20 protein-coding genes, 5 tRNA genes and 1 pseudogene are annotated in these 26,201 nt (G+C 66.1%); 21 read left to right on the top strand and 5 right to left on the bottom strand.

All coding sequences use genetic code 11. From position 1 onward, the window contains the following. Positions 1–83 precede the first annotated feature (83 nt). From WS70_RS07215 to WS70_RS07235, 5 genes are all read left to right on the top strand, one after another. Positions 84–2,378 carry a molybdopterin-dependent oxidoreductase gene (locus WS70_RS07215; protein ID WP_226382814.1) on the top strand — a complete coding sequence of 765 codons (2,295 nt, stop codon included), beginning with the start codon at positions 84–86 and terminating at the stop codon, positions 2,376–2,378. Continuing rightward, a complete protein-coding gene (gene fdxA / locus WS70_RS07220; protein WP_059473128.1) occupies positions 2,375–2,713 on the top strand; it encodes a ferredoxin FdxA in 339 nt (112 codons plus the stop codon). Before WS70_RS07215 ends, fdxA begins: the two co-directional genes overlap by 4 nt. A 357-nt stretch (positions 2,714–3,070) precedes the next feature. Further along, a complete protein-coding gene (locus WS70_RS07225; RefSeq protein ID WP_226382815.1) occupies positions 3,071–4,606 on the top strand; it encodes a DUF2306 domain-containing protein in 1,536 nt (511 codons plus the stop codon). A gap of 261 nt (positions 4,607–4,867) precedes the next feature. Then, the gene (locus WS70_RS07230) at positions 4,868–5,797 is read left to right on the top strand and encodes an alpha/beta fold hydrolase (protein ID WP_059597712.1); all 930 of its coding nucleotides are present in this window, start codon (positions 4,868–4,870) and stop codon (positions 5,795–5,797) included. Positions 5,798–6,236: 439 nt separating this feature from the next. Further along, positions 6,237–6,587: a hypothetical protein gene (locus WS70_RS07235; protein ID WP_059473126.1), complete on the top strand. Its 351-nt coding sequence runs from the start codon at positions 6,237–6,239 to the stop codon at positions 6,585–6,587. A 225-nt stretch (positions 6,588–6,812) separates the two neighbouring features. Here WS70_RS07235 and fabI read toward each other — a convergent pair whose 3' ends face one another. Further along, complete coding sequence (gene fabI, locus WS70_RS07240; protein ID WP_059473125.1) at positions 6,813–7,604, bottom strand: enoyl-ACP reductase FabI; 792 nt, start codon at positions 7,602–7,604, stop codon at positions 6,813–6,815. Between the two features lie 119 nt (positions 7,605–7,723). Here fabI and WS70_RS07245 point away from each other — a divergent pair, with 119 nt between their 5' ends. The 5 genes from WS70_RS07245 (at position 7,724) to WS70_RS07270 (ending at position 14,351) form a co-directional block, all read left to right on the top strand. Beyond that, positions 7,724–9,679, top strand: a complete 1,956-nt coding sequence (locus tag WS70_RS07245) for an extracellular solute-binding protein (protein ID WP_059597710.1) — start codon at positions 7,724–7,726, stop codon at positions 9,677–9,679. Positions 9,680–9,740: 61 nt separating this feature from the next. After that, positions 9,741–10,781, top strand: coding sequence for a microcin C ABC transporter permease YejB (locus WS70_RS07250; RefSeq protein ID WP_059473123.1), 1,041 nt, complete (start codon positions 9,741–9,743; stop codon positions 10,779–10,781). A gap of 1 nt (position 10,782) precedes the next feature. Beyond that, positions 10,783–11,880, top strand: coding sequence for an ABC transporter permease (locus tag WS70_RS07255; RefSeq protein ID WP_059473122.1), 1,098 nt, complete (start codon positions 10,783–10,785; stop codon positions 11,878–11,880). Further along, positions 11,877–13,511, top strand: coding sequence for an ABC transporter ATP-binding protein (locus WS70_RS07260; protein ID WP_082716428.1), 1,635 nt, complete (start codon positions 11,877–11,879; stop codon positions 13,509–13,511). The genes WS70_RS07255 and WS70_RS07260 overlap by 4 nt, the downstream gene beginning before the upstream one ends. Positions 13,512–13,646: 135 nt before the next feature. Beyond that, positions 13,647–14,351, top strand: coding sequence for a C40 family peptidase (locus WS70_RS07270; protein ID WP_059473121.1), 705 nt, complete (start codon positions 13,647–13,649; stop codon positions 14,349–14,351). A gap of 154 nt (positions 14,352–14,505) precedes the next feature. Here the strand turns inward: WS70_RS07270 and WS70_RS07275 are convergent. Next, positions 14,506–15,587: pseudogene (locus tag WS70_RS07275) on the bottom strand (patatin-like phospholipase family protein). 547 nt (positions 15,588–16,134) lie between these two features. Between WS70_RS07275 and gltX the strand changes: the two are divergent. From gltX to WS70_RS07315, 7 genes are all read left to right on the top strand, one after another. Further along, positions 16,135–17,544, top strand: coding sequence for a glutamate--tRNA ligase (gltX, locus tag WS70_RS07285; RefSeq protein ID WP_059473119.1), 1,410 nt, complete (start codon positions 16,135–16,137; stop codon positions 17,542–17,544). Positions 17,545–17,705: 161 nt separating this feature from the next. Next, positions 17,706–17,781: transfer RNA gene (locus tag WS70_RS07290), tRNA-Ala, on the top strand. Positions 17,782–17,931: 150 nt separating this feature from the next. Next, positions 17,932–18,007: transfer RNA gene (locus WS70_RS07295), tRNA-Glu, on the top strand. A 79-nt stretch (positions 18,008–18,086) separates the two neighbouring features. Continuing rightward, a tRNA-Asp gene (locus tag WS70_RS07300) sits at positions 18,087–18,163 on the top strand. Positions 18,164–18,227: 64 nt separating this feature from the next. Beyond that, a tRNA-Glu gene (locus tag WS70_RS07305) sits at positions 18,228–18,303 on the top strand. An 82-nt stretch (positions 18,304–18,385) separates the two neighbouring features. Beyond that, positions 18,386–18,462, top strand: a tRNA-Asp gene (locus WS70_RS07310). Between the two features lie 159 nt (positions 18,463–18,621). Beyond that, complete coding sequence (locus tag WS70_RS07315) at positions 18,622–19,092, top strand: GNAT family N-acetyltransferase (RefSeq protein WP_059469374.1); 471 nt, start codon at positions 18,622–18,624, stop codon at positions 19,090–19,092. A gap of 372 nt (positions 19,093–19,464) precedes the next feature. Here the strand turns inward: WS70_RS07315 and WS70_RS07325 are convergent, their stop codons facing one another. Next, positions 19,465–20,328 (bottom strand): AraC family transcriptional regulator, encoded by an 864-nt coding sequence (locus tag WS70_RS07325; protein ID WP_059469376.1) that lies wholly within the window; start codon positions 20,326–20,328, stop codon positions 19,465–19,467. 131 nt (positions 20,329–20,459) lie between these two features. Here WS70_RS07325 and rraA point away from each other — a divergent pair, with 131 nt between their 5' ends. Both rraA and WS70_RS07335 read left to right on the top strand, forming a co-directional pair. Continuing rightward, positions 20,460–20,957: a ribonuclease E activity regulator RraA gene (gene rraA, locus WS70_RS07330; protein WP_059469377.1), complete on the top strand. Its 498-nt coding sequence runs from the start codon at positions 20,460–20,462 to the stop codon at positions 20,955–20,957. Between the two features lie 51 nt (positions 20,958–21,008). Then, on the top strand, positions 21,009–21,416 hold the full coding sequence (locus WS70_RS07335; RefSeq protein ID WP_059469378.1) for a gamma-glutamylcyclotransferase family protein: 408 nt from the start codon (positions 21,009–21,011) through the stop codon (positions 21,414–21,416). A 426-nt stretch (positions 21,417–21,842) separates the two neighbouring features. On the opposite strand, the gene aceB is transcribed toward WS70_RS07335, so the two are convergent. Together aceB and WS70_RS07345 are read right to left on the bottom strand one after the other, a co-directional pair. After that, positions 21,843–23,435: a malate synthase A gene (gene aceB, locus WS70_RS07340; RefSeq protein ID WP_059596526.1), complete on the bottom strand. Its 1,593-nt coding sequence runs from the start codon at positions 23,433–23,435 to the stop codon at positions 21,843–21,845. A 67-nt stretch (positions 23,436–23,502) separates the two neighbouring features. After that, on the bottom strand, positions 23,503–24,279 hold the full coding sequence (locus WS70_RS07345) for a haloacid dehalogenase type II (protein ID WP_203235998.1): 777 nt from the start codon (positions 24,277–24,279) through the stop codon (positions 23,503–23,505). A 138-nt stretch (positions 24,280–24,417) separates the two neighbouring features. Here WS70_RS07345 and WS70_RS07350 point away from each other — a divergent pair, with 138 nt between their 5' ends. Together WS70_RS07350 and WS70_RS07355 are read left to right on the top strand one after the other, a co-directional pair. Then, entirely contained in the window at positions 24,418–25,320 is a 903-nt protein-coding gene (locus WS70_RS07350) for a LysR family transcriptional regulator (RefSeq protein ID WP_059469380.1), read from the top strand. Between the two features lie 228 nt (positions 25,321–25,548). Next, positions 25,549–25,983, top strand: a complete 435-nt coding sequence (locus WS70_RS07355) for a universal stress protein (RefSeq protein WP_059469382.1) — start codon at positions 25,549–25,551, stop codon at positions 25,981–25,983. Positions 25,984–26,201 lie beyond the last annotated feature (218 nt).

Here is a 26,201-nt window from a genome sequence, read left to right on the forward strand (position 1 = left end):
ATAGAATAACGTCCGTTACCATAACGATCGTTATTATATGTTTCCCCAACCGTAGCCGGCCCGCCCGGCAGATGGAGCGTTCGATGGCAACCGAGAAAACCGCCTGCATTCTGTGTTCGCGCAATTGCGGCCTCGAGGTCGTGATCGAAGCGGGCAAGTTCGCGAAGATACGCGGCGACGAAGCGCATCCGGTCTCGAAAGGCTATCTGTGCCAGAAGGCGGCGCGCCTCGCTTACTACCAACATCACGACGATCGCCTGACGCATCCGCTCAGGCGCGAGCCCGACGGCAGCTTTGTGCGCGTGACGTGGGACGAGGCGCTCGACGACATCGCGCAGCGCCTGCTCGCGCTGCGCGAGCGGCACGGCGGCGACGCGTTCGCGTTCGTGGGCGGCGGCGGGCAGGGCAATCACGTCGGCGGCGCGTACGGGCGGCAACTGCTCGCGGCGATGCGAAGCCGCTACGCGTATAACGCGCTCGGGCAGGAGAAGACCGGCGATTTCTGGCTCAACGGCCGGCTGTTCGGCCGTCAGGACTGCCACACGACCGAGGACATCGAGCATGCGGACTACGTGCTCATCGTCGGCGCGAATCCGTATCAGGCGCACGGCATTCCGAACGCGCGCGACACGCTGCGCGACATCAAGAAGGATCCGAACCGGACGATGGTCGTCGTCGATCCGCGCCGCTCGGAGACGGCGAAGTTCGCCGATATCCATCTGCAGGTGCGGCCGGGGGCCGATGCGTATCTGATGAGCGCGATGCTCGCGATCATCGTGCGCGAAGGGTTGCACGACCGCGCGTTCATCGATCGGCATTGCCGCGGCTTCGAGCACGTCGAGCGCGCCCTTCTCGATGTGCCGATCGAAGACTACGCGCGCCGCGCGGACGTGCCGCTCGCGGACGTCGAGCGCGTCGCGCGCGGTTTCGCGACGGCGCGTGCGGCCTGCGTGCGCGTCGATCTCGGCATCCAGCACACGCTGCATACGACGCTCAACGGCTATCTCGAGAAGCTGCTGTATCTCGTCACCGGCCATTTCGGCAAGCGCGGCGGCAACAATCTGCATACGTTCCTGCTGCCCATCATCGGCCATACCGACGAGCGCGTGCGCAAGCAAGGCAAGCCGCTCAAGCGGACCGCGCATCACGGAATGCATCCGATCGGGGGCATCTTCCCGCCGAACATCCTGCCCGACGAGATCGAGCATGCGGGCGAGAACCGCGTGCGCGCGGTGTTCGTCGACAGTGCGAATCCGCTCGTCACCTACGCGGACTCGAATGCGTATGAGCGCGCGTTTTCGAAGCTCGAGTTGCTTGTCGTCGTCGACGTCGCGTTGACCGAGACCGCGCGTCATGCGCACTACGTGTTGCCCGCCGCGTCGCAGTTCGAGAAATGGGAGGCGACGGGTTTCAATCTCGAATTCCCGGCGAACGCGTTCCATCTGCGCCATCCGCTCTTCGCGCCGCTCGGCGAAGCGCTGCCCGAGCCGGAGATCTACACGCGGCTCCTCGAGAAGATGGGCGAGATTCCGCGCCGCTTTCCGCTTCTCGAGCGCGTCGCGCGGCTCGAGCCGAAGGCGTGCGCGCATCTCGTCTACCTGGGCGCGCTCGGCGTCGCGCTCGCGGCGAACAAGGGCTGGCGGCGCCATGCGGCGTCGGTCGTCTATCGGACGCTCGGCCGCGCGCTGCCGGACGGCGCGGCGAGCGTCGCGCCGATTCTGCCGCTCGCGATCGCATACGCGCAGCGGCATCGCGCGGCCGTGCGCCGCGCCGGACACCGCGGCAACCGGCTGACGCTCGGCGCCGCGCTGTTTCGGGCGATCGTCGAGCGGCGCTCGGGCACGCTGATGAGCGTGCACGAATTCGACGAGATGTGGCGCTTCATTTGCCACGAAGACGGCCGCGTCCATCTGCACATTCCGGAGATGCTCGACGAGCTGCGCGCGCTCGAGACCGAGCCGCCGCCCGGCGCCGGCTATCCGTTCGTGCTGATGGCGGGGGAGCGGCGCGCGTACAACGCGAATCAGATCTATCGCGATCCGTCGTGGCGCAAGGTCGATCCGCACGGCGCGCTGCGGATCCATCCGGACGATGCGGCGGCGCTCGGCGTCGCGGACGGCGGGAAGCTCGCGTGCGCGTCGGAGAAGGGAAGCATCGAGGTCGTCGCCGAGCTAGACGACAGCGTGCGGCGCGGGATGGTCACGCTGCCGCACGGCTACGGAATGCGCTACAAGGATGGCGCGCCGAGCGGTCCCGAGCTGAATCGCCTGACGTCGGGCGCGCATTGCGATCCGTTGTCGCGCACGCCCTATCACAAGCACGTGCCGGTGCATTTGCGGAAGGTCGAGGAAGTCGTATCGCAGGAGGTCGCCGCATGACGTTCGTCGTTCTGGAAGCGTGCATCCGGTGCAAGCACACCGACTGCGTCGAGATTTGTCCGGTCGACTGTTTTTACGAGGGGCCCAATTTCCTCGTGATCAATCCGGACGAATGTATCGATTGCGCGCTTTGCGAATCGGCATGCCCGGTCGACGCCATTCGCGCCGACAGCGAAGTGCCGGCGAATCAGCAGGCGTTCATCGCCCTGAATGCCGAGCTGGCCGCGCATCCCAATTGGACGAGGATCACCAGCAAGCGAGCCCCATTGGCCGATCACGAGCAATGGAAGGGCGTGCCGGGCAAGTTGGCATGGTTGGTCCGCAATGAGGATTGAGCGGCTGGGTGTTCGATGCGGTCGACGCATCGGGCGGCGACTGCCGTCGCCTCCGATCGGGACGTTCATCGAAGGTCCGGAAGGATGGCGCTTGCTTACCGGGCGACGCCGGGCGAGCGGATTCGGAATTCGGAATAGCTTCTTTGCGGCAGTGTTGTCCCGTAATGGATACGGCGGTCTGCCGGCGGATGCTCTCGTTCGACTCGACCTTGCGCCGACATACGGCGACTGTTCACATCCGCTCAATCGATGGGCGCTTGCTGCGTTTATCGGCTTCCCGGTTCGAGCGACATTCGTAGGCAATGAGCCTGATTCTTCAACCCACGTGACGTGACTATGGCGCAAAAGGAAGCATCGATGCGGTTCTGGGGCGGTTTGGGAAACATGCTGTCACTCGGCTTCATCCTGAGCATCGTGGTGGCGATGGGGTTGTCGGGATGGATCGCGCTGCAGGAAGGCACTCATCGCTTCATGTTGCCGTTCACGACGGAAAATGCGGTCCAGCGGATCACGGATGCCGTGAGCGTCGCACGGGCCGAGCCCACGCTCGAGAGGCTCTCCGGCGTCAGCGACGAATTGTGGGCGTTGTCCCTGTTCTCGACGGCCAAGCGATTCACCGATTCGAAGCTGATGGAGCAAGGCATCTATTACGCCACGATGCCTAAGTCCAATCAGGTCGCCATCGCGGTGCACGTCCTGTTCAGCGTGTTTTGCGTGATGTTCGGCGGACTGCAATTCTGGCCTGCGTTCCGAAAGCGTTTCATGAAGGTGCATCGAGGCATCGGTGCGATTTACATCGCAACCGTGCCTGTCGCCGTGGTGGCGGCACTATGCTACATGGCGTTGACGCCGCCGCATCACATCTACGATCACCTGGTTGCCTGGGTCGCCCTATGGATATTCGGGGTGCTTGCTTTGGTTTCCATCACGATGGCGATACGGGCCCTCAAGGCGCGCCGTATCTTCGAGCATCAGGCCTGGATGGCGCTGTCGTTCGGCTGTCTGCTGGTCGCGCCGTTGTTGCGCCTCGATTGGGCATTGTTGGTGCCGTTCTTTCCCGACATCGATCAGGAAACCCTGAACCTGGTCACCATGGGGCTCATGTTGCCCGAAGTGCTGTTGATCGTGTACGGGCTGGTATTGGTGAATCGGCAATACGCGAGACCCATGAAGCAGCGCGCCGCTGCGGCCATGGCCGATCTCGGGGCGGCATTGTATCTGCGGTCGATGCCGTTGATTTACGGTATCGCGGCGGCCTTGCTCGCTTTCAACGTGATGTTCTACGTCGTGGGCCACGGCATGTCGAGCATCGAGGTGGCCTCGGCGCTGGTGCCTGCCGCGTTGATCATGCGTGAACAGTCGGTGCTCATGGCTCACCCGATGATCGCGGCCGGATTTGCCGTTGCCTGCGGACTGGCGTTTCCCGCGGCTGCGCTTACGCTGAAACAGTGCTTGAGTCGAGCCGACGAAGCTGCCGGGGCGTCTCGGGGCGCTACGAGCCTGTTGACGCCCTGGCTGGCGTTGGCGGCGGGGATCTCGTCTTGTTTCCTGGGCTGGCGCATGGGCCTGGCTCCTCACAACGTATGGCTGTCGGGCGGAACGATGTACACGGTAAACGGCCTGGTCATTGCCGGTTTCGGCGCCTTGCTGTTGATGGCGCGAAGCAATCGCAAGCAGGCGTTGATGAAGGAGAGCTTGGTTTTCCTGCTTTGCCTGCTGCCTTTCCCGGCGCTCTTTTTCCTTACGCTGCAGATCGTGAGCTGGCTTCACTTGCCGGCGGATTACATCGCGGCCGGCCAGGGTTTCGTGCTGCCCGCGGGCGCGAGCGGATCGTTGCTGTTTGTCGCCATCATCCACGTGGTGTATGGCCAGGCGACGCGTGAGCACAATTAGGCTGACCCGGTTCGATTTGCCCGGATTGGGGCTGGGCCGTGGCGGTGCGCCGCTTCGCCGCGCATCGTGGTGGCGGGCCCGGTGTGGATAGATGCTGGAGGCGGCTGCGGTTGACGAAGCGATCGCAGTCGCATGCCGCTCCGGCGAGCGCCCATTCGTCGATTCGTCGACGGCGCCGGGCGCGAGATGTGAGTCGGGCCGAATCGTGGGCTTGTCGATTTGTCGGAGCCTGTCATCCAAGCTTGCACAGGAATGTTACCCATGCGCGAACCAGATCTGTTTGTTCAGTCGTCGGGCGTCGAGATCGCCGTTTATACCTGGGGCGATCGGCCAAGCAGCGCGCGCCCGACAGAGGTGCTGGTGCTGGCGCACGGCTTTCCCGACCGCGCTCTGTTCTGGGAGCAAGTGGCCGATGTGCTGAAAGAGGATTTTTACGTCGTGGCGTACGACATGCGAGGCTGCGCCAATTCAACCCATATCACCGGTTCGAGACACTACAAGTTCGAGTTGCTGCTTGCCGATCTCTATGCGGTGATAGACGTGGTCAGTCTCACCCAAAAGGTTCACCTGGTCGGGCACGACTGGGGCGGGATCTACGGCTGGAACGCGATCACCGACGCGGACGGCATACGGCGCATCGCGTCATTCACCACCATGTCGCCCAGCCTGGAACAGGTCGGCTTCTATTTGCGGCGCCGCATGCTGAGGCCGACTCCGCGCAATCTCGCGCAGTTGTTCGGTCAGTTGCGTCGCAACAGCCTGATGACGTTCTTCACGCTGCCGCTATTGCCCGAGCTGTTGTTTCACAGTGGCCTGGGCACGGTGATGTTTCGCATGTTGATCAACCGTTACGAGCCTCGAATCCGTTTCCGGAAAAACGAAGGCGTAGAAGGCGACGCCATTCGCTACCTCGGAATTTATCGGGCCAATCTGCTACAGCGCACATTGCTGCCGAAGAAGGCGATCACTCCGGTGCCGGTGCATGTGCTGACGGCGATTCACGATCCGTTTTTACCTCCACGCGTATTCGAGCGCAGCCATGAATGGGCGACGCAATACAGTCAATCGCCGGTGGACGCGGCACATTGGGCGCCGCTGAGCCGTCCGTTGGAGATGGCGGAAGCGATTCGCTCTTTTGTGCGCACGAACCGGCAGGCGCAAGAGGGGCTTGGGCAGGTGAGCGCCAAGTGATTCGAGGCGGCTTTCGGGCGGGCGGACGGTTGCGGTGAGCACCTGGCGCGCCTGTCGGCCTGGCCGGCTTTTGCTGCAAAGCCCGCAACGGGTTTCGCACCGCCGCGCGCCGGATTCCGGCTGATCGCGCGACGGCAAGTGTCTTCTTGTATTTTTCGGCAGACCCGACGCATTCGCATGGCCGCGCGGGCGCCGCTTGAGTGCTCCGGCGCTACCGGCGGCTTGCCGTATTTTCTCCCGACATTCGATGCGACCGTGGCTCTGGTGGCCGCCCGCGGCCGGTGCGGGCCGAACGGCGGCGCGCCCGCCCGAATGTAACGAAAAGTTAGCGATTCGATTGCGATGCGATGCCGCGCATCAGTTCTTACAAACTTGAAATATGCGGCGCAGACGGTTCCCGCTATAGTCGAATCCAACGAATCAACCAGAAGGGGAGTCCATGAAAACCTTGCGTGCTGCCTCGCTCGTGGCCGGTTTCGCCGCGCTGCTCGCATCCGGCGCTGCGCTGGCAGGCGTCAGTGTCGGGATCAACGTCGGCGTGCCTGCGCCCGTCTACGTCGCGCCGGCGCCCGTATATGCGCCGCCGCCGCCCGTCGTGTACCAGCCGGCTCCCGTCTACGCGCCGGCTCCGGTCTATGTGCCCGCGCCGTCGATCGTGATCGGCTGGCACGGCGATCGTTACTGGGATGGCCGCCGCTACTGGGGCCGCGACGAGTGGTATCGCCATCGCGGTCGCGATGGGGACCGCGGCCACTGGGACAACGGCCGCCACAACGGCTGGCGTCACTGATTCCGTTGCCCGTCGGGCCGCGCACCGGCCGGCGCGCCGAGCGACGCGCGACGCGCGACGCATCGCTGCGATGGGCGAACCATGAAAAAAACCGCCCGGGGAACGGGCGGTTCGAACGTCTGACGAACTCCGCGCTTTCGCGAGCGTGGGGTTCGGTCATTTGGCGAGCGCGACACCGCGCGTCGAAGCGCCGCGGCTCGAGCCGCCCGCCGCGCGGCGCCGCGCTTACTCTTCGAGGCCGGCCATCCCGCCGACGACCGCATTGAAGCCCGAGTCGACGTGCATCACTTCGGCCGTGACCCCGCTCGCGAGGTCCGACAGCAGGAAAGCGCCCGCGTTGCCGACCTGCTCGATCGTCACGTTGCGCTTGAGCGGCGAGTTGCTTTCGACGAAATCGAGAATCTTGCCGAAGCTCTTGATCCCGCTTGCGGCGAGCGTCTTGATCGGGCCCGCCGAGATCGCGTTCACGCGCACGCCCTTCGCGCCGAGCGACACCGCGAGATAACGGACGCTCGCTTCGAGCGCCGCTTTTGCGAGGCCCATCGTGTTGTAGTTCGGGATCGCCCGTTCCGCGCCGAGATAGGACAGCGTGAGGAGCGACGCGTCGCTCGACAGCATCGGCAGCGCGGCCTTCGCGAGCGCCGGGAAGCTGTATGCAGAGATGTCGTGCGCGATGCGGAAGTTCTCGCGCGTGAGGCCGTCGAGGAAGTCGCCCGCGATCGCCTCGCGCGGCGCGAAGCCGATCGAGTGGACGAGGCCGTCGAGCGTGTCCCAGCGCGCCTTGAGCGACGTGAAGAGGGCATCGATCTGCGCGTCGTCGGCGACGTCGCACGGGAACACGAGATCGCTGTCGAACTCGGCCGCGAACTCGGTGATGCGATCCTTGAAGCGATCGCCGACGTAGGTGAATGCCAGCTCGGCGCCTTCGCGCTTGCACGCCTTGGCGATGCCGTAAGCGATCGAGCGGTTCGACAAGAGGCCCGTCAGCAGAATACGTTTACCGTCGAGAAAGCCCATGAATTCTCCTATGTGAGGCGCGCGCGCCCGCGCGTCGGCGGGCGGCGGCTGGCTGTAATCGGTTGCGAGTGGGTAGAATTCTCTCACATCGCCATCCTCGAACGACTGCCAAGGCCTCTATGACGATCGGTTCGCCCCGGGCCCGCCGGCCGCGACCGCCGCGACGCGCGGCGACACCGGAACAGACCGCGCGGTCCGCCGCGCCGCAATGGGCGGCCGCCGCGCGCGCCGCGCTCGCGCGCCTCGCGCGGGCGGCGGCGGCGGGCGTCGCGCTCGCGCTCGCCGCGACGCAGGCGGCCCACGCCGTCTACGCGATCGCCCAATACGGCGAGCCGAAGTATCCGCCCGGCTTCAGGCATTTCGACTATGTGAACCCGGACGCGCCGAAGGGCGGCACGCTCGTGCTCGCGAATCCGAGCCGGCTCACGACGTTCGACAAGTTCAATCCGTTCACGATGCGCGGCAACGCGGCGCCCGGGCTCGACTTGCTGTTCGAGAGCCTGACGACGGGCAGCGCCGACGAGCCCGCATCGGCCTACGGCCTCCTCGCGGACGACATCGACATCGCGCCGGATGGGATGTCGGTCACGTTCCATCTGAATCCGCGCGCGCGCTTCTCGAATGGCGATCCCGTCACCGCAGCGGACGTCAAGCACGCGTTCGACACGCTGAAGAGCCCGCAGGCGGCGCCGCAATACCCGGCGTACTACGCGGACATCACGCGTGCGGTGATCGTCGATCCGGCGACTGTGCGCTTCGAATTCCGCCGCAAGAACCGCGAGCTGCCGCTGATCGCGGGCGGCATTCCGGTGTTCTCGCACAAATGGGGCTTGCGGCCGGACGGCTCGCGCATTCCGTTCGACCAGCTCGCGTTCGAGCCGCCGATCGGCAGCGGCCCGTACCTGATCGAGCATTACGACAGCGGCCGCACGATCACGTACCGGCGCGATCCCGCGTACTGGGGCGCCGCGCTGCCGGTGCGGATCGGCATGAACAACTTCGAGCGCATCGTCTACAAGCTGTACGGCGACGGCGTCGCGCGGCTCGAGGCGTTCAAGGCGGGCGAGTACGACGTGCTCGTCGAGTACGTCGCGCGCAACTGGGTGCGGCGCGACGTCGGCAAGCGTTTCGACAGCGGCGAGCTTGTCAAGCGCGAGTTCCGCCAGCACAACGGCGCGGGAATGCAGGGCTTCTTCATGAACCTGCGGCGGCCGCTGTTCCAGGATGTTCGCGTGCGACGCGCGCTCGATCTCGCGTTCGACTTCGAATGGCTGAACCGGCAGCTCTTCTACGGCGGCTACACGCGCCTGAACAGCTATTTCGCCGACACCGATCTGCAGGCGACCGGCGTGCCGGGCGCGGGCGAGCTCGCGCTGCTGATCCCGCTGCGCTCGGAGCTCGATCCCGCGGTGTTCGGGCCGATGACGGTGCAGCCGGACACCGATCCGCCCGGGTCGCTGCGCGCGAACCTGCTGAAGGCGCGCGCGCTGCTGGCGGACGCCGGCTGGACCTACCGCGACGGCGCGCTGCGCAACGCGAGGGGCGAGCCGTTCACGTTCGAGATCCTCGACGATTCGGGCTCGGTGTACGACGCGGTCGTGACCGCGTACATCCGTAATCTCGCGAAGCTCGGGATCGTCGCGAAGTACCGGACGGCCGATTACGCGCTGCTGCAAAAGCGCCTCGACGCGTTCGACTACGACATGACGGCGGTTCGCTACCCGGGCGTCCAGATGCCGGGCGCCGAGCAGGTGACGCGCTATGCGAGCCGCTACGCGGACGAGCAGGGCTCGGACAACCTGACGGGCCTCAAGTCGCCCGCGGTCGACGCGATCCTGACGGCGCTTACGCAGGCCCAGACGCGCGAGGCGCTGCTCGACGCGACGCACGCGCTCGACCGCGTGCTGATGCACGGCTACTATGCGGTGCCGCAGTGGTACAGCACGACGCACCGGATCGCGTTCAAGCGCACGCTCGCCTATCCGCCGACGCTGCCGCTGTACTATTCGGCGGAAGGCTGGGTCGTGTCGACGTGGTGGGCGAAGCCCGGCCACGGCGCGGCCGCCGAGCCGTGACGGCCGCCGCGCGCGCCGCTTGCCGATTGACGAAACCGTTCGAACACGCCCGGATGCGCCTATGTGGAGCTACATCCTCAAACGACTGCTGCTGATGATCCCGACGCTCGTCGGCGTGTTGACCATCACCTTCGCCGTGATCCAGTTCGTGCCGGGCGGCCCGGTCGAGCAGGCGGTGCAGGAGCTGCGCAAGGGCGCAGAGCGGGGCAGCACGCCGTTCGGGATGCGCTCGTACACGGGCGTCGACGCGCAGCAGCTCGCGCAGCTGAAAGCGTTGTACGGCTTCGACAAGCCGCCGCTCGAGCGCTATTGGCTGATGCTCGAGCGCTTCGCGCGCTTCGATCTCGGCGACAGCTACTTCCATCACCAGAGCGTGTGGTCGCTCGTCGTGTCGAAGCTGCCCGTGTCGATCAGCATCGGCGTGTGGACTTTCCTGCTCACGTATCTGATCTCGGTGCCGCTCGGCATCGCGAAGGCGGTGAGGAACGGCTCGCCGTTCGATCTCGCGACGAGCCTCGTCGTCCTCGTCGGCTACGCGATTCCGGGCTTCGTGCTCGGCGTGCTGCTGCTCGTGCTGTTCGGCGGCGGCTCGTTCTGGCAGATCTTCCCGCTGCGCGGCCTCACGTCCGACAATTTCGCTCAGCTCTCCGTCGCCGGCAAGATCGCCGATTACCTGTGGCACATCGCGCTGCCGATCATCGCGTCGGTCGTCGGCAGCTTCGCGGTGATCACGATGCTGACGAAGAACGCGTTCCTCGACGAGATCCGCAAGCAGTACGTGCTGACCGCGCGCGCGAAGGGGCTGTCCGAGCGCAGCGTGCTGTGGAAGCACGTGTTCCGCAATGCGCTCCTGCCGCTCGTCGTCGGCTTTCCGGCCGCGTTCATCGGCGCGTTCTTCACGGGCAGCCTGCTGATCGAGACGCTGTTCTCGCTCGACGGGCTCGGCCTGCTGTCGTACGAATCGGTGATCCGGCGCGACTACCCGGTCGTGCTCGGCACGCTGTACATTTTCACGCTGATCGGGCTCGCGACGAAGCTCGTGTCCGATCTGTGCTACGTGTGGGTCGACCCGCGCGTTCAATTCGAGCAACTGGAGCGCTGACTTGAGCCGACTCGCCGTCTCTTCCCGGATCGACGCCACGCGCGCGCGCGTGGCGCCGTCGCCCGCGCGGCGCGTGTGGCTGCGCTTCAAGGAGCAGCGCCTCGGCTACTGGAGTCTCGTGGTCTTCGTGATCGCATTCGCGGCGAGCCTCGCCGCGCCGCTGTGGTCGAACGACAAGCCGATCGTCGTGCGCTACGACGGCCACTATTACTTTCCGCTCTTCAAGAGCTATCCGGAAACGACGTTCGGCGGCGACTTCCCGACGCCTGCCGACTACCTCGATCCGTACGTGCGCGGGAAGCTCGATACGCCCGGCAACTTCGCGCTGTATCCGCCGAACCGCTATTACTACGACACGCTCAATTACTTCTCGAAGCGGCCGAATCCGGCGCCGCCGTCGCGCGAGAACTGGCTCGGCACCGACGCGCAGGGGCGCGACCTGCTTGCGCGGCTCGTCTACGGGTTCCGCGTGTCGGTCGAGTTCGCGCTGGTCCTGACGTTCATCGGCACGCTGCTCGGCATCGGCGCGGGCGCGGTGCAGGGCTTCTTCGGCGGGCGCATCGACATCGTCGGGCAGCGCCTGATCGAGATCTGGAGCTCGATGCCGGAGCTGTATCTGCTGATCATCTTCGCGTCGGTGTTCGAGCCGAGCTTCATCCTGCTGATCGTGCTGCTGTCGCTGTTCGGCTGGATCGGGCTGTCCGACTACGTGCGCGCCGAATTCCTGCGCAACCGCACGCAGGACTACGTGCGCGCGGCGCGCGCGATGGGACTGTCGAACTGGCAGATCATCTGGCGTCACGTGCTGCCGAACAGCCTCACGCCCGTCATCACGTTCCTGCCGTTTCGGATGAGCGGCGCGATCCTCGCGCTCACGAGCCTCGACTTCCTCGGGCTCGGCGTGCCGCCGCCGACGCCGAGCCTCGGCGAACTGCTCGCGCAGGGCAAGGCGAATCTCGATGCATGGTGGATCTCGCTCGCGACGTTCTGGGTGCTCGTCGCGACGCTGCTGCTCCTGACCTTCATGGGCGACGCGCTGCGCAACGCGCTCGACACGCGGATCGCGGATACGACGCGCGCGGCGGGAGGCATCCGGTGAGCGTGGCGCAGACGGTGGACGGCGGCGCGGCGCCGACGCCCCGCGAGCCGCTCCTGTCGCTCGATCGGTTGCACGTGCGCTTCGGCGACACGCTCGCCGTCGACGACGTGTCGCTCGCGATCGGCCGCGGCGAGCGCGTCGCGCTCGTCGGCGAGTCCGGCTCCGGCAAGAGCGTGACCGCGCTGTCGATCCTGCGGCTCTTGCGCGACGCCGACGTGAGCGGAACGATCCGTTTCGCGGGCGAGAACCTCGCCGACAGGAGCGAGCGCCAGATGCGCGGGCTGCGCGGCGCGGACATCGCGATGATCTTCCAGGAGCCGATGACAGCGCTCAATCCGCTGTACACGGTCGGCGAGCAGATCGGCGAGACAATCGAGCTGCACGACGGCGTGTCGAAGCGCGACGCGCGAGAACGGGCGATCGCGCTCCTCGCGCGCACCGGAATCGACAAGCCGGAGGCGCGCGTCGACAGCTACCCGCATCAGTTGTCGGGCGGCCAGCGGCAGCGCGCGATGATCGCGATGGCGCTCGCGTGCCGGCCGCGCCTGTTGCTCGCCGACGAGCCGACGACCGCGCTCGATGTGACGATTCGCGCACAGATCGTCGAGCTGCTGCTCGAACTGCAGCGCGACGCGGCGGCCGAGCGGGGGATGGCGGTGCTCCTCATCACGCACGATCTCAACCTCGTGCGGCGCTTCGCCGAGCGGGTCGCGGTGATGGAGAAGGGCAAGCTCGTCGAATGCGGGCCGGTCGAACAGATCTTCGATGCGCCCGAGCATCCGTATACGCAGCGCCTGCTGCACAGCCGGCCGCAGCGCACGGTGTCGCCCGTGCTGCCGATCGCGCCCGTCGTGCTCGACGCGCGCGGCGTCACGGTGCAGTTCAGGCAGAAGCTGCCGGGTTTCGACGGGTGGTTCCGGTCCGGGCGCTTCACCGCGGTGTCGGATGCGAGCGTGTCGGTGCGGCAGGGCGAGACGCTCGGGATCGTCGGCGAGTCGGGTTCCGGCAAGTCGACGCTTGCGATGGCGCTTCTTGGACTGCAGAAGGTCGCGCACGGCGACATCGAGTTCGAGGGCCGCTCGCTCGCGAGCTATCGCGGTCGCGAACGGACAGCGCTGCGCGCGAACATGCAGGTGGTATTTCAGGATCCCTTCAGTTCGCTTTCGCCGCGACAGACGATCGAGCGCATCGTGTCCGAGGGGCTCGAACTGCATCGCCCGCAACTATCCGCCGACGCGCGCCGCGACAAGGTGATCGCGGTGCTGCGCGAAGTCGGCCTCGACCGTACGGTGCTGCATCGCTATCCGCACGAATTCTCGGGCGGCCAGCGTCAGCGGATCGCGATCGCGCGCGCGCTTGTGCTGGAGCCGCGCGTGCTCGTGCTCGACGAGCCGACGAGCGCGCTCGACGTGTCGATCCAGCAACAAGTGTTGAAGCTGCTATCGAATCTGCAACGCAAATACAACCTCGGTTACGTGTTCATCAGCCACGATCTGGAAGTGATCGGCGCGATGGCGCATCGGGTTGCGGTGATGCAGGGCGGGGAGATCGTCGAGACGGGCGACGTCGAGCGGATCTTCACCGATCCGGTGCATCCTTACACGCAAAAGCTGTTGAAAGCCGTTCGTTAAGTCCGATGAATCAGAATGGTGCAAGAAGTTTGATTGAAATTATCAATTCCTTTTGACAAACAAATACTTCGTGGCTAGTATCGACCGAAATTTTTCCGCCAATCAGCTGATTTTCCAGCGCAAATCCATCGACCAATGCAGCACCGATATCTGACCCAGGCTTGCACGCGCGTCGTCGCCGGGATGTTCGTCGGCGTCCTGATCGCTTCAGCTCCCGGCGCGTTCGCCGACGAAGTCAGCAGTTCCAGTCAGAATGCAGTCAGTTCGACTCAAGCCGAGTCGGCTTCCTCCTCTCAGAATCTCCAGCAGGTCAGCGCAGTTCCGCCCGCGAAGAGCCAAGGTGGTGCAAAGGCATTCCTGTCAGGCATGGCCGGCAAGGCGGGCGACGTCGTCGTCGGCGCGCTGAACATGATCGGTGTGCGTTATCGCTGGGGCGGCAACACGCCGGATTCCGGGCTCGATTGCAGCGGCTTCGTCCGCTATGTGTTCCAGGACACGCTCGGCATGTCGCTGCCGCGTCGCGCGGAAGAAATGAGCCGCGTCGGCGAGAAGGTTCGGATGAGCGAGCTGAAGCCGGGCGACCTCGTGTTCTTCAACACGATGCGCCGCACGTTCTCGCACGTCGGCATCTATATCGGCGACAACAAGTTCGTGCATTCGCCGTCGACGGGCAGCACGATCCGCGTCGACGATCTCGATAGCGGCTACTGGGAAAAGCGCTTCACCGGCGCGCGCCGGATCGAGACGCAGTTCTCGACGAAGCCCGACGATCTGCGCCAGCGCGTGAAGGCGACGATCGGCGACGGCAACGTCAATGCGAGCGCAAGCGGCAGCAACTGAGTCGCGCATCGCTTGCGCCGGCGGATGCCGGCCGCGCCGAAGCCCCGCTATCCGATGGATGCGGGGCTTTTGTTTGGGTGCGACGTTTTCGGCGCGGCGGAGGGGACGAGGGGCCGGCGCGCTCGTGCTGGCGCGCGTTGTGGCGCGTGCGGGCCTAGGCGGCCGCAGCCGTCGCGCGCGCGGCGGCGAGCTTGTGCTGCAGCTCAGGCATGATCCGCGCGACCGCTTCCTCGCCCGCAAGGATCGCCACGTTGCGCTGATTGAAGTCGCTGCCGCCCATCGCGGCGAGGTTCGGGCGGATCACGACGTCGGCGTACTTGTCGAGCTCGTAGGTCTTGATCGTCTGCCCCATGATCGTGAATGTCTGCAGCAGCATCTCGATCGGGTTCTGTGTCGTGCCGCCTTCCGGGCGCGCGGAGATGTCGACCGCGATCACGAAGTCGGCGCCCATCTTGCGCGCGAACGACGCAGGTACGGGGCTCACGAGCCCGCCGTCGACGTACTCGCGATCGCCGATTCGCACCGGCTCGAACACCGACGGCACGCTGCACGATGCACGCACCGCGAGCCCCGTGTTGCCGCGCTGGAACAGAATCGGCTGACCGCTCTTCAGGTCGGTCGCGACGATGCCGAGCGGCTTCGTCATCTTCTCGATCGGCCGATTGTTGAGCGTCTTGTTGATGAAGTTCTGCAATGCGATGCCCTGCAGCAGGCCGCGCGAGCGGAACGGCGTCGCCCAGTCGCTGATCGACGCTTCGTCCATTGCGAGCGCGAGCTTGTTGATCTGCAGCGCGTTCATGCCCGATGCGTACAGCGCGCCGACGACCGAGCCCGCGCTCGTGCCGGCAACGAGCTCGACCGGAATTCCGCGCGCCTCGAGCGCCTTCAGCACGCCGACGTGCGCGAAGCCGCGCGCCGCGCCGCCGCCGAGCGCGATGCCGATCCGGATCGGCTTTTCGCGCGGCTGCGGCGGGTTCGCGGGAGGCGTGACGGCGCCCGACGTCGTCGGCTTGGTGCCGGTCGACGTGCAGGCGGCGAGGACGGCCGATGCGCAGGCGAGCGTGAACGTGCGGCGGGACAGGCGGGGGGGCGACATCGACTCGATCTCCAGCGACGAACCGCGCGCGTCCTCGATGGGTGCGCCGCGCGGCGAAATTCCGGCGGCCGCGCCGATGGTCGTGGGCGGGCCGTGCGCGGCGCCGGCATGGCGACCGCGGCGCGCACATCATAAAGCAACTGGCGACGTGCGCGCGAAAGCTCCCGCCGTGTGATTGCGCGATCGTTGGCTGCATGGACAGTGGGCGATTCGGACAGGCGTCCGGGAAGATATCCGTGCCGAGCCCGGGTGCGGCTGCGAGGCCGTCTGAATGAGGGCAGTCGTGTGTGGGCCGCCGTGCGCACGTGCCGCAACGCGGCGCGAATCGCCGAGCGAAGACGCGAAGACGCGAAGACGCGAAGACGCGAAGACGCGAAGACGCGAAGACGCGAAGACGCGAAGACGCGAAGACGCGAAGACGCGAAGACGCGAAGACGCGAAGACGCGAAGACGCGAAGACGCGAAGACGCGAAGACGCGAAGACGCGAAGATCGGGGTCGGAAGGCGGAGCGCCGCCGCAGGCCGCCGCGCAAGCCGTGCGCCGCGCGACGAGGAACCGCCGCGCGGCGAGTATAATTCGTGCTCTTTCCGTTCCGGTCGCGTGCGCCCCCGGCTCTACCGTGCGGCGTGCGCCGTTGCCGCGTCGTTTCAATTGATGCGCCGCTTGAGGCGTTCGAGCTATCGTTTATGACCCGTCCTGTACGTACCCGTTTCGCGCCGAGCCCCACGGGCTTCATCCATTTGGGCAACATCCGATCCGCGCTTTATCCGTGGGCCTTCGCTCGCAAGATGAAGGGCACGTTCGTGCTGCGGATCGAGGACACCGACGTCGAGCGCTCGACCGAGGCGTCGGTCGACGCGATCCTCGAAGGAATGGCGTGGCTCGGCCTCGATTACGACGAAGGCCCGTACTACCAGATGCAGCGGATGGACCGCTATCGCGAAGTGCTCGCCCAGATGCAGGAGCGCGGGCTCGTCTATCCGTGCTACATGTCGACGGATGAGCTCGACGCGCTGCGCGAGCGCCAGCGTGCGGCGGGCGAGAAGCCGCGCTACGACGGCACGTGGCGTCCCGAGCCGGGCAAGGTGCTGCCGGAGCCGCCCGCCGGCGTGAAGCCCGTGCTGCGCTTCCGCAATCCGCTGACGGGCTCGGTCGCATGGGACGACGCGGTGAAGGGGCGCGTCGAGATCTCGAACGAGGAACTCGACGATCTCGTCATCGCGCGCCCCGACGGCACGCCGACCTATAACTTCTGCGTCGTCGTCGACGATCTCGACATGAACATCACGCACGTGATCCGCGGCGACGACCACGTGAACAACACGCCGCGTCAGATCAACATCCTGCGCGCGCTCGGCGGCGAAGTGCCGATGTACGCGCACCTGCCGACCGTGCTCAACGAGCAGGGCGAGAAGATGAGCAAGCGCCACGGCGCGATGAGCGTGATGGGCTACCGCGACGCAGGCTACCTGCCGGAAGCGGTGCTCAACTATCTCGCGCGCCTCGGCTGGTCGCACGGCGACGCGGAGATCTTCACGCGCGAGCAGTTCGTCGAATGGTTCGATCTCGAGCATCTCGGCAAGTCGCCCGCGCAGTACGATCACAACAAGCTGAACTGGCTCAACAACCACTACATCAAGGAAGCGGACGGCGCGCGCCTGGCCGAGCTGGCGAAGCCGTTCTTCGCGGCGCTCGGCATCGACGCCGACGCCATCGCCAAGGGCCCGGATCTGCTTGGCGTCATCGGGCTGATGAAGGACCGTGCGTCGACGGTGAAGGAGGTCGCGGAAACCTCGGCGATGTTCTATCGGACGCCCGCGCCCGACGCCGACGCGCTCGCGCAGCACGTCACCGACGCGGTGCGCCCGGCGCTCGCCGAATTCGCGGCCGCGCTAAAGACGGCCGAGTGGACGAAAGAGGCGGTCGCGGCCGCACTGAAGGCGACGCTCGGCGCCCACAAGCTGAAGATGCCGCAGCTCGCGATGCCGGTACGCCTGCTGGTCGCGGGCACGACGCACACGCCGTCGATCGACGCGGTGCTGTGGCTGTTCGGCCGCGACGTCGTCGTGTCGCGCCTCGAGGCGGCGCTCGCGTAAGCGCGTCACCTCGATCGCGAAGCCGCGTCGTTCGAATGGCGCGTCATGCCGAACACGCGGCTTCGCAAAAAATCTGGCTCGAATCGCAAATGGGGTATTTACAAACCTCGAAACCGTCTCTACAATCTCGCTTCTCTGTTGTTCAGCAGTCAACGAGACACGGGGGTATAGCTCAGCTGGGAGAGCGCTTGCATGGCATGCAAGAGGTCAGCGGTTCGATCCCGCTTACCTCCACCAGTTGAACGCAGAGCGAATGAAGTTTGCGGAGCATTGAGTGACAGAAAAAATGCTTCACAAACGGAATGAAAGAAGTTAGAATTTCGTTCTCTGTTGTTGATGAAAATTAACGATGAGAGCAAAACGGCAAGACAAGTCTGAAGAGATTTTGTCCCCTTCGTCTAGAGGCCTAGGACATCACCCTTTCACGGTGAGTACAGGGGTTCGAATCCCCTAGGGGACGCCAAACATCAGCGGCGTTTCGGTAGAAGCGAAGCAGGTCGGCAGGAGCGTAACCGACGCTTGTCGATCAGGGTGCAGGAAGTGGAGCGGTAGTTCAGTCGGTTAGAATACCGGCCTGTCACGCCGGGGGTCGCGGGTTCGAGTCCCGTCCGCTCCGCCAGATCGAAAGCCCGTTCAGGCTGCATGTGAACGGGCTTTTTCGTTAAAGGTGTAAGCAGTACGTTGTCCCCTTCGTCTAGAGGCCTAGGACATCACCCTTTCACGGTGAGTACAGGGGTTCGAATCCCCTAGGGGACGCCAGGACAAGGTGTCGTTCGCACGAATCGTCGAAACGACGCGCCGGCAGGAAGTAACCGACGCCTGCCGGGCATGCAGCAAGACTGGAGCGGTAGTTCAGTCGGTTAGAATACCGGCCTGTCACGCCGGGGGTCGCGGGTTCGAGTCCCGTCCGCTCCGCCAAATCGAAGCCCGTTCAGGCATGCCTGAACGGGCTTTTTGTTTTTCTCGGCATGTTTCGTCGCCATTTCCGGCGGGTTGCCGCCGCATGCGTGCAAATTGGCATTGCAACGCACGCCGGCTGCGCTATCGTGGCGGTGACGCAGGTTTTGCGAACACGACATGTCCGATTCAACCGCCGCTCCTCTCGTCTATCTGCTGCGCCCCGCCGAGCCGGGCGACTTCGAATTCGCGGAAGCGCTTACGCACGGCAACATGAATGCGTACTACCAGCGTCATGGTCTCAAGTGGCGTGCGGATCTCTTTTTCGCGAGCTGGCGCGACTCGGAGAATTTCATTCTCGAACTCGACGGTACGCCGATCGGCCTATTGAGGATGACCGAAGAGGGCGATTCGCTGCACATTCGCGACGTGCAGATCGCGCCGGAATACCGGCAGCGCGGCGCGGGCACGTATCTGCTCGAGACATCGCACCGTTTCGCGAAGGCGCGCGGATTGCGAGAGACGCAACTGCGCGTGTTCGTCGACAATCCGGCCGCGCGTCTCTATCTGCGGATGGGATACCGGCTCGCAGGGCCGCGTCTCGCGCAGTTCGGCTCGATCCGGCATATGGTGCGACGCGTGTCGTCGTGATGTCTTGTGTGCGGCAGGACCGCGGCGGGCGCCGGAGCAATGCCGACGAAGCAGGCGAAGCGAGGCGGCCGGCCGGTTTGTCTGCGCGTGATCGAGCGCGACGCGCGCAATGGGTTCGCCGACGCGCAGTCGATGGTGGTTCCGACGTCGCGCCGTGCGAAGCGTCGAAACGTCTCGCAGTCCGAACGAGCGCGCGAAACCGTCACGGCTTGCCGAGCGAACCGGTTCGATCAATTGCGTCGCGTTCGATTGGTCGTGTCGGCTGCAGCCGGAGAACGGGATCGATCAATCGCATCGCTTTCGTTCAATCGCGTCGCCCGCAGCCGGATTCGCGCGCGACGTCCCGGCGGCCGAATCGACCGTCGGCTGCCGTTACAGCAGCGGTCCGGCATCCCCGTCGTCGGCCGATGCAATTTCCGTCGCCGCATGCATGTCGCCGCGCTGAATGAACGCACGCGGACTCGCGCCGAATGCGCGCCGGAACATCGCGGAGAAGGCGCTCTGGCTCTGATAGCCGAGCTCGCGAGCGATGTGCGACAGCGGCCGCCCCTGATTCAGGAGCGGAATCGCGCGCGCGAGAAGGGCCTGCTGACGCCATTGCGAAAAACTCACGCCGAGCTCCTGCTTGAAAAGCCGCGCGATCGTCCGGGTGCTCGCGCCGACGCCAGCCGCCCAGTGCTCGAGCGACTCGCCTTGCGCCGGATGCGCGAGCACCGCTTCGCATAGCGCGCGCAGCCGCTTTTCGGTCGGCATCGGCACCGCGAGAGGCAACGGCTCGGCGCGCGTGAGCTCGTCGAGCACGAGCGCGGCGAGGAGTCGCTCGCGCACACGATTGAGCGGGCGCGCCTCGAGCGCGACGATCAGCTCGCGCAACAGCCCCGACACCTCGACGACCCGGCACGCGTCGAGCCCGTCCGGCACCGCCGATTCGTCGACGTACAGCGTGCGCAGATAGGCGTCCTCGACGATCACGACTTCATGTGGAATCCGCGGCGGCACCCAGATCGCGCGCGACGGCGGCACCGTCCACGACGAGCCGGCCGTCGCGAGGCGCAGCACGCCGCGCGACGCGTACGCGAGTTGCGCCCACGCATGCGAGTGCTGCGGCACGCGCATGCCGGCCGCGATCGAGCGGGCGCGCACGCGCATCGGATGCGAGGGCGTCGGCGCGAATTCGGACGGGACATCGATCGTGGCGGCGGGCGGCTGCGCAAAAAGGGGAACGGACGAGCTCATTGATGATCGAAGACGGGGGGCGGGCGGTGCGTCCGGCTATTGTAGGGCGAGCCTTCTATCCGCCGCAGCGGGATTTTTCTTCGCCGATAATGCCGAATCGACACCACACGAACCCTCCAGGAGACTTCGACATGATGTTCGCCACCACCGATCTTTGCGACGCGAACGAGGGCCGCCTCGCGGCCGGCACGCTGCGCGTGCTCGAGCCCGCGTTCCGCGTGTTCGGCGGCGTGCGGCGCTTCGCGGGGCCCGCCGCGACGCTCAAGCTGTTCGAGGACAACACGCTCGTGCGCGCGGCGCTCGAGCAGGACGGCGCGGGGCGCGTGCTCGTCGTCGACGGCGGCGGCAGCCTGCGCTGCGCGCTCGTCGGCGGCAACCTCGGCGCGCTCGCCGAAAAGAACGGATGGGCCGGCATCGTCGTAAACGGCTGCGTGCGCGACTCGGACGAACTCGCCGAGTGCCGGGTCGGCGTGCTCGCGCTCGCCGCGCATCCGCGCAAAAGCGACAAGCGCGGCGGCGGGATGAGCGACGTGCCCGTCGACTTGCGCGGCACGCGCATCGTGCCGGGCGACTGGATCTACGCGGACGCCGACGGCGTCCTCGTCAGCGACGACGCGCTGCTCGAGTGACGCGGCGGCGTGCCGGCTCGACGGCACGACTGAAACAAGGAAGGAAATGCGATGCGCTACGTATTTTGCTACGGGACCCTGAGGGCGGGCGAGATCAACGATATCGGCCGCGCGGCGGCGAGGCACGGCATCGCGGCGCCGATGCTGATCGGCGCCGTGGCGGTGTCGGGGCGGCTGTACGACTTCGGCAACTATCCGGGGATGGTCGCCGAGAGTGGCCGCGATCTCGTCTGGGGCGACATCTATGCGATCGACGAAGCGCTCGTGTCGGTGCTCGACGAGATCGAGGAGGTCTATCCGGGCGTCGAGGGCCTGTTCGTGCAGCAGCAGGCGTCGGTCGAGCTCGGCGGGCGCCGGTACGAGTGCCTGTACTATCCGGTCGCCGCGCATTCGGTCGCGGACAAGCCGCGGATCGAGTCGGGCGACTGGGTGCAGCATCGCCGCGCGCGTGTCGCGTGACGCGGCGGGCGGGGCGAGCGGCGCCGCATGCGAAAGCCGGCTGCCCATGCTCGACCGCCGACGGTCGGTATCGAAAGAGGAAGGACGAACGGCGAGCGCCAATGCATGATGCCTGATGATGCCGAAACGCCGAGCGAATGCTCCGGCGGCAAGGCGCTTTCAGCTAACGACCCACGACAAAAGGCGCCTCGGGGGCTAATGCCGTTCAGTTAAGCCTGGTTCGCAGTGGCCTAGCCTTGCAGAACCATGGAAAAAGGCCGCTCCGGTATCAATCGGAGCGGCCTTTTTGATCTCAACTGAACGGCATTACGCTTCGCCGGCGCCTTTTGCTTTTACGGCTTCAGCGGCCCGTACGCGCCGCCGGAGCGATCAATGCGCGCAAAAGCAGCGGCGGCGCATCACGCCTGTGCGCGCCGCTCCGTCCGCTCAGATCTCTTCGTAGAGCGGCAGCGTCAGGAACTCGGTGAAGTTCTCCGACGTCGACATCTGCTCGAAGATCACAGCAGCGCGGTCGTAAGGCGCCGTGTCGCCGCCGACCACGTTCTTCACGTTATCGAGCTCGACCTTCGCGTATTCGCGCACGAGCTCGGCCGTGACCTTGCGGCCGTCGTCCAGCACGCCCTTCGGCGAGCGGATCCACTGCCAGACCTGCGAGCGCGAGATCTCGGCCGTCGCCGCGTCTTCCATCAGGTTGTGGATCGGCACGCAGCCGTTGCCCGCGAGCCACGAGCCGAGGTAGTGGATGCCGACGTTGATGTTGTTGCGCAGGCCGGCTTCGGTGATCGGCGCTTCCGGCTGGAAGTCGAGCAGGTTCCCGCCTTCGATCTGCACGTCGTCGCGCTGCTTGGCGATCTGGTTCGGCTTGTCGCCGAGCACCTTGACGAACTCTTCCATCGCGAGCGACACGAGGCCCGGGTGCGCGACCCAGCCGCCGTCGTAGCCGTCGCCGGCGTCGCGCGCCTTGTCCGCGCGCACGCCCGCCATCGCCTTGTCGTTCGCTTCCGGATCGTTCTTGATCGGGATCAGCGCGCTCATCCCGCCGATCGCGGGCGCGTTGCGCTTGTGGCAGGTCTTCAGCAGCAAGAGCGCGTACGCGCGCATGAACGGCACCGTCATCGTGATCTTCGCGCGATCGGCGAGGCAGAACTCACGGTCGTTCTTGAACTTCTTGATCGCCGAGAAGATGTAGTCCCAACGGCCGGCGTTCAGGCCCGAGCTGTGCTCGCGCAGTTCGTAGAGGATCTCGTCCATCTCGAACGCGGCGAGGATCGTCTCGATCAGCACGGTCGCGCGGATCGTGCCGCGCGGGATGCCGACCGCTTCCTGCGCGGCGACGAAGATGTCGTTCCAGAGGCGCGCCTCCAGGTGGCTCTCCATCTTCGGCAGATAGAAGTACGGGCCCGAGCCGCGCGCGAGCTGTTCCTTCGCGTTGTGGAACAGGAAGAGGGTGAAGTCGAAGACGCCGCCTGACACGCGTTCGCCGTCGACCGTCACGTGCTTCTCGTCGAGGTGCCAGCCGCGCGGGCGCACGATCAGCGTCGCGATCTTGTCGTTGAGCCTGTACGACTTGCCGTTTTGCTCGAGCGAGATCGTGCGGCGCACCGCGTCGCGCAGGTTGATCTGGCCATCGATCTGGTTCGTCCAGCTCGGCGCGTTCGAATCCTCGAAGTCCGTCATGTACGAGTCCGCACCCGAGTTCAGCGCGTTGATGATCATCTTGCGCTCGACCGGGCCCGTGATCTCGACGCGGCGGCATTGCAGGTCGGCGGGCAGCGGCGCGACCTTCCAGTCGCCTTCGCGGATCGATTTCGTCTCGGCGAGGAAATCGGGGCGCTCGCCGGCGTCGAGGCGCTTCGTGCGCTCGGCACGCGCGGCCAGCAGCTCGCGACGGCGCGGCTCGAACTGGCGATGCAGCTTCGCGACGAGTTCGAGCGCCTCGGGCGTGAGAATCGCTTCGTAACCGGGCTTGATCTCGCCCGTGATCGCCATGCCTTGCGGCAGCTTCAGCGTCGTGGTCATCAGTTTCTCCTTGGTCGGTCAGTTACGTCAGTGGTGCAGTTACGGTGAAAACGGGCGGCGCGTCGCGTCAGGCGCCCGGAGCCGGGCGCGCGCGGCCGGCAAGCTTCGCTGCGGGCGGCGAATCGAGAAATGCGAGCAGGTCGGCCATGCCGGCGCCCGTGCCCGCAGGCAGCGCGCCGAGTTCCTCGAACGGTGCGCCCGTTCGGTTCAGCCAGAATGTCCGGTAGCCGAACCAGCCGGCGCCCGCGACGTCCCAGCCGTTCGACGACACGAACACGATGTCGGCGGGCGCCGCGTCGAACGCGGCCGCGCCGAGCGCGTATGCGGCGGGCGACGGCTTGTACGCGCGGACCGCGTCGACGGACAGCACGCGATCGAAGAGGCCGTTCATCCCGGCGCTCTTGACCGCGATGTCGAGCATCTGCGGATTGCCGTTCGACAGGATCGCGAGCTTCGGCGGCGTCTTGCGCGCGCGCAGCGTGCGCAGCGTCGGCACCGTGTCCGGGTAGGTCGACAGGCATGCGTATTCGTCCATCAGCCGCTTCTCGGCGGCGGCGGACAGCGCGAGGCCGAGCGCGCGCGCGGCGAAGCGCAGCGCGTCGAGCGTCACGTCCCAGAACGGCCGATAGCGCGCGCCGGCCGGATCGGCGAGCGTGCGTAACTGCGAATATTCGATCTGCTTGCGCCGCCAGAGCTGCGACAGCGACTCGCCTCGGCCGGGAAACATCTGCTCCGCCGCGGCAACGACCGCGTGCACGTCGAACAGCGTGCCGTACGCGTCGAAGAGGATCGCCTTCGGGAAGGCGGGCAGGGTGCCGGGCATGACGTTGTGCTCCACGGTCAGAGGTCGAAATCGATTCTATTAGTGATCGCCCGAACTAAAAAAGACAGTAATCATCACTTGATCTTTTACTTTTCGATATCTAATCTGGAGTGCTTTCATGTTCAACGGGGCAGGCGGCTCGTGCTGCCCGCACACGGGATGGATCGCTTCAAACAAATCGAAACGTTCGCTGCGGTCGCCGCAAAAGGCAGCCTGTCGGCGGCCGCCCACGCGGAAGGGGTCGCGCCCGCGATCATCGGCCGTCGGCTCGACGCGCTCGAGGAGCGGCTCGGCGTGAAGCTTCTCGTGCGTACGACCCGAAAGCTCACGCTGACGTTCGAAGGCTCGGCGTTCCTCGAGGATTGCCAGCGGATCATCAACGACATGCAGAACGCCGAGGCGAGCGTGTCGGCGGGCGGTGTGAAGGCGAGCGGGCACTTGCGCGTGTCGGCGCCCGCGGGCTTCGGCCGGCGCCACGTCGCGCCGCTCGTGCCGGCGTTTACCGACGCGCATCCGGACGTGTCGGTCACGCTCGATCTGTCCGACCGGATGGTCGATCTCGTCAACGAGGGTTTCGACTGCGCGGTGCGCCTGGGCGAGCTGCCCGACTCGTCGCTCGTGTCGCTCAAGCTCGGCGAAAACCGGCGCGTGTGCGTCGCGTCGCCCGCCTATCTCGCGCGCGCGGGCACGCCCGAGACGCTCGCCGATCTCGCGCGCCACAATTGCCTCGCGCTCGCGGCGAACGCGAACCAGCAGCGCGGCTGGGCGTTCGTCGACGACGGCAAAATCGTGCCGATCCGCGTGTCGGGCACGATGGAATGCTCGGACGGCGCGGTGCTGCACGAATGGTGCCTCGACGGACACGGGCTCGCGTGGCGCTCGTGGTGGGAGGTCGGCGCCGACATCGCGGCGAGCCGGCTCGTCAGCGTGCTCGATGCATTCGCCGCGCCGCCGGTCGGCATTCACGCTGTGTTCCCGCAGCGCCGGCACTTGCCGCTCAGGGTCCGGCTCTTTCTCGATTTCCTGAAGCACACGTACGAACAGCCCGGCTACTGGGCCTGACGCCGCCGCAGCGTGCGAGGCGGCCGCGCGCGCCGCATCGGCAGGCATGGAGCCAGTGTGCGATGGCGCGCGTTTCCGATATGAGGGCGAACCCTCTAGCGCGTGCGGCGGCGCGATTTCGCGCACTACAATCGAATCACACAGCGTCCTGGCGGGCAGCCCGGCATCGGCCGCCCGTCGCGGGTACGCCCGCATCCGGACGCGCCGCAGTTGCCGACGGAGGTCGCCATGTTCAAGCACATCCTGGTTCCGACTGACGGGTCCGAGCTGTCGAAGAAAGCGATCGACGGCGCGATCGATCTCGCGCAGGCGGTCGGCGCGCGCGTGACGGCCTACGCGTGCCTGCCGCAATATCCGTACTCGCCGTTTTCCGAAGTCGTGATCGAGCCGCCCGCCGATTTTCGCGAGCGAAGCGAGCGCGAGGCGCGCACACACTTGGCCGAGGTCGAGGCGGCCGCGCGGCGCGCGGGCGTCGCATGCGAGTCGTCCACGAGCGTGCATCCTTCGCCGTATCTCGGCATCATCGAGGCCGCCGAGCGGGGCGGCTGCGACGTGATCTTCATGGCGTCGCACGGCAGGCGCGGGCTCGGCAGCCTGTTGATCGGCAGCGAGACGCAGCGCGTGCTGACCCATACGAAGATTCCCGTGATCGTTTATCGATAGCGTGCCGCGCGCGGCCGGACGAACGGCTGCGATGCGTACGCGAGAAAAAAATAGGCGCGCCGGGCAGGGACCGGCGCGCTTCAATGTCAGCGACGTCGCGAGACGCCGCGCACCCTGGGCAGGCATGGCGCAACCATGCGCGCGACGGGTGAATTCTCCCTGATATGGTCTTGGTCTTGCTGGATACGCGCCGCGGCGGCTCGTGGCCGCGCGCGGCG

The organism is Burkholderia mayonis (assembly GCF_001523745.2).
GTDB classification, from domain to species: Bacteria; Pseudomonadota; Gammaproteobacteria; order Burkholderiales; family Burkholderiaceae; genus Burkholderia; species Burkholderia mayonis.

What these genes read in the sequence shown, in the direction of transcription:
- WS70_RS07215 (WP_226382814.1), top strand. Translation starts at nt 84, where the DNA reads ATGGCAACCGAGAAAACCGCCTGCATTCTGTGTTCGCGCAATTGCGGC.
- fdxA (WP_059473128.1), top strand. Translation starts at nt 2,375, where the DNA reads ATGACGTTCGTCGTTCTGGAAGCGTGCATCCGGTGCAAGCACACCGAC.
- WS70_RS07225 (WP_226382815.1), top strand. Translation starts at nt 3,071, where the DNA reads ATGCGGTTCTGGGGCGGTTTGGGAAACATGCTGTCACTCGGCTTCATC.
- WS70_RS07230 (WP_059597712.1), top strand. Translation starts at nt 4,868, where the DNA reads ATGCGCGAACCAGATCTGTTTGTTCAGTCGTCGGGCGTCGAGATCGCC.
- WS70_RS07235 (WP_059473126.1), top strand. Translation starts at nt 6,237, where the DNA reads ATGAAAACCTTGCGTGCTGCCTCGCTCGTGGCCGGTTTCGCCGCGCTG.
- fabI (WP_059473125.1), bottom strand. Translation starts at nt 7,604, where the DNA reads ATGGGCTTTCTCGACGGTAAACGTATTCTGCTGACGGGCCTCTTGTCG.
- WS70_RS07245 (WP_059597710.1), top strand. Translation starts at nt 7,724, where the DNA reads ATGACGATCGGTTCGCCCCGGGCCCGCCGGCCGCGACCGCCGCGACGC.
- WS70_RS07250 (WP_059473123.1), top strand. Translation starts at nt 9,741, where the DNA reads ATGTGGAGCTACATCCTCAAACGACTGCTGCTGATGATCCCGACGCTC.
- WS70_RS07270 (WP_059473121.1), top strand. Translation starts at nt 13,647, where the DNA reads ATGCAGCACCGATATCTGACCCAGGCTTGCACGCGCGTCGTCGCCGGG.
- gltX (WP_059473119.1), top strand. Translation starts at nt 16,135, where the DNA reads ATGACCCGTCCTGTACGTACCCGTTTCGCGCCGAGCCCCACGGGCTTC.
- WS70_RS07315 (WP_059469374.1), top strand. Translation starts at nt 18,622, where the DNA reads ATGTCCGATTCAACCGCCGCTCCTCTCGTCTATCTGCTGCGCCCCGCC.
- WS70_RS07325 (WP_059469376.1), bottom strand. Translation starts at nt 20,328, where the DNA reads ATGAGCTCGTCCGTTCCCCTTTTTGCGCAGCCGCCCGCCGCCACGATC.
- rraA (WP_059469377.1), top strand. Translation starts at nt 20,460, where the DNA reads ATGATGTTCGCCACCACCGATCTTTGCGACGCGAACGAGGGCCGCCTC.
- WS70_RS07335 (WP_059469378.1), top strand. Translation starts at nt 21,009, where the DNA reads ATGCGCTACGTATTTTGCTACGGGACCCTGAGGGCGGGCGAGATCAAC.
- aceB (WP_059596526.1), bottom strand. Translation starts at nt 23,435, where the DNA reads ATGACCACGACGCTGAAGCTGCCGCAAGGCATGGCGATCACGGGCGAG.
- WS70_RS07350 (WP_059469380.1), top strand. Translation starts at nt 24,418, where the DNA reads ATGGATCGCTTCAAACAAATCGAAACGTTCGCTGCGGTCGCCGCAAAA.
- WS70_RS07355 (WP_059469382.1), top strand. Translation starts at nt 25,549, where the DNA reads ATGTTCAAGCACATCCTGGTTCCGACTGACGGGTCCGAGCTGTCGAAG.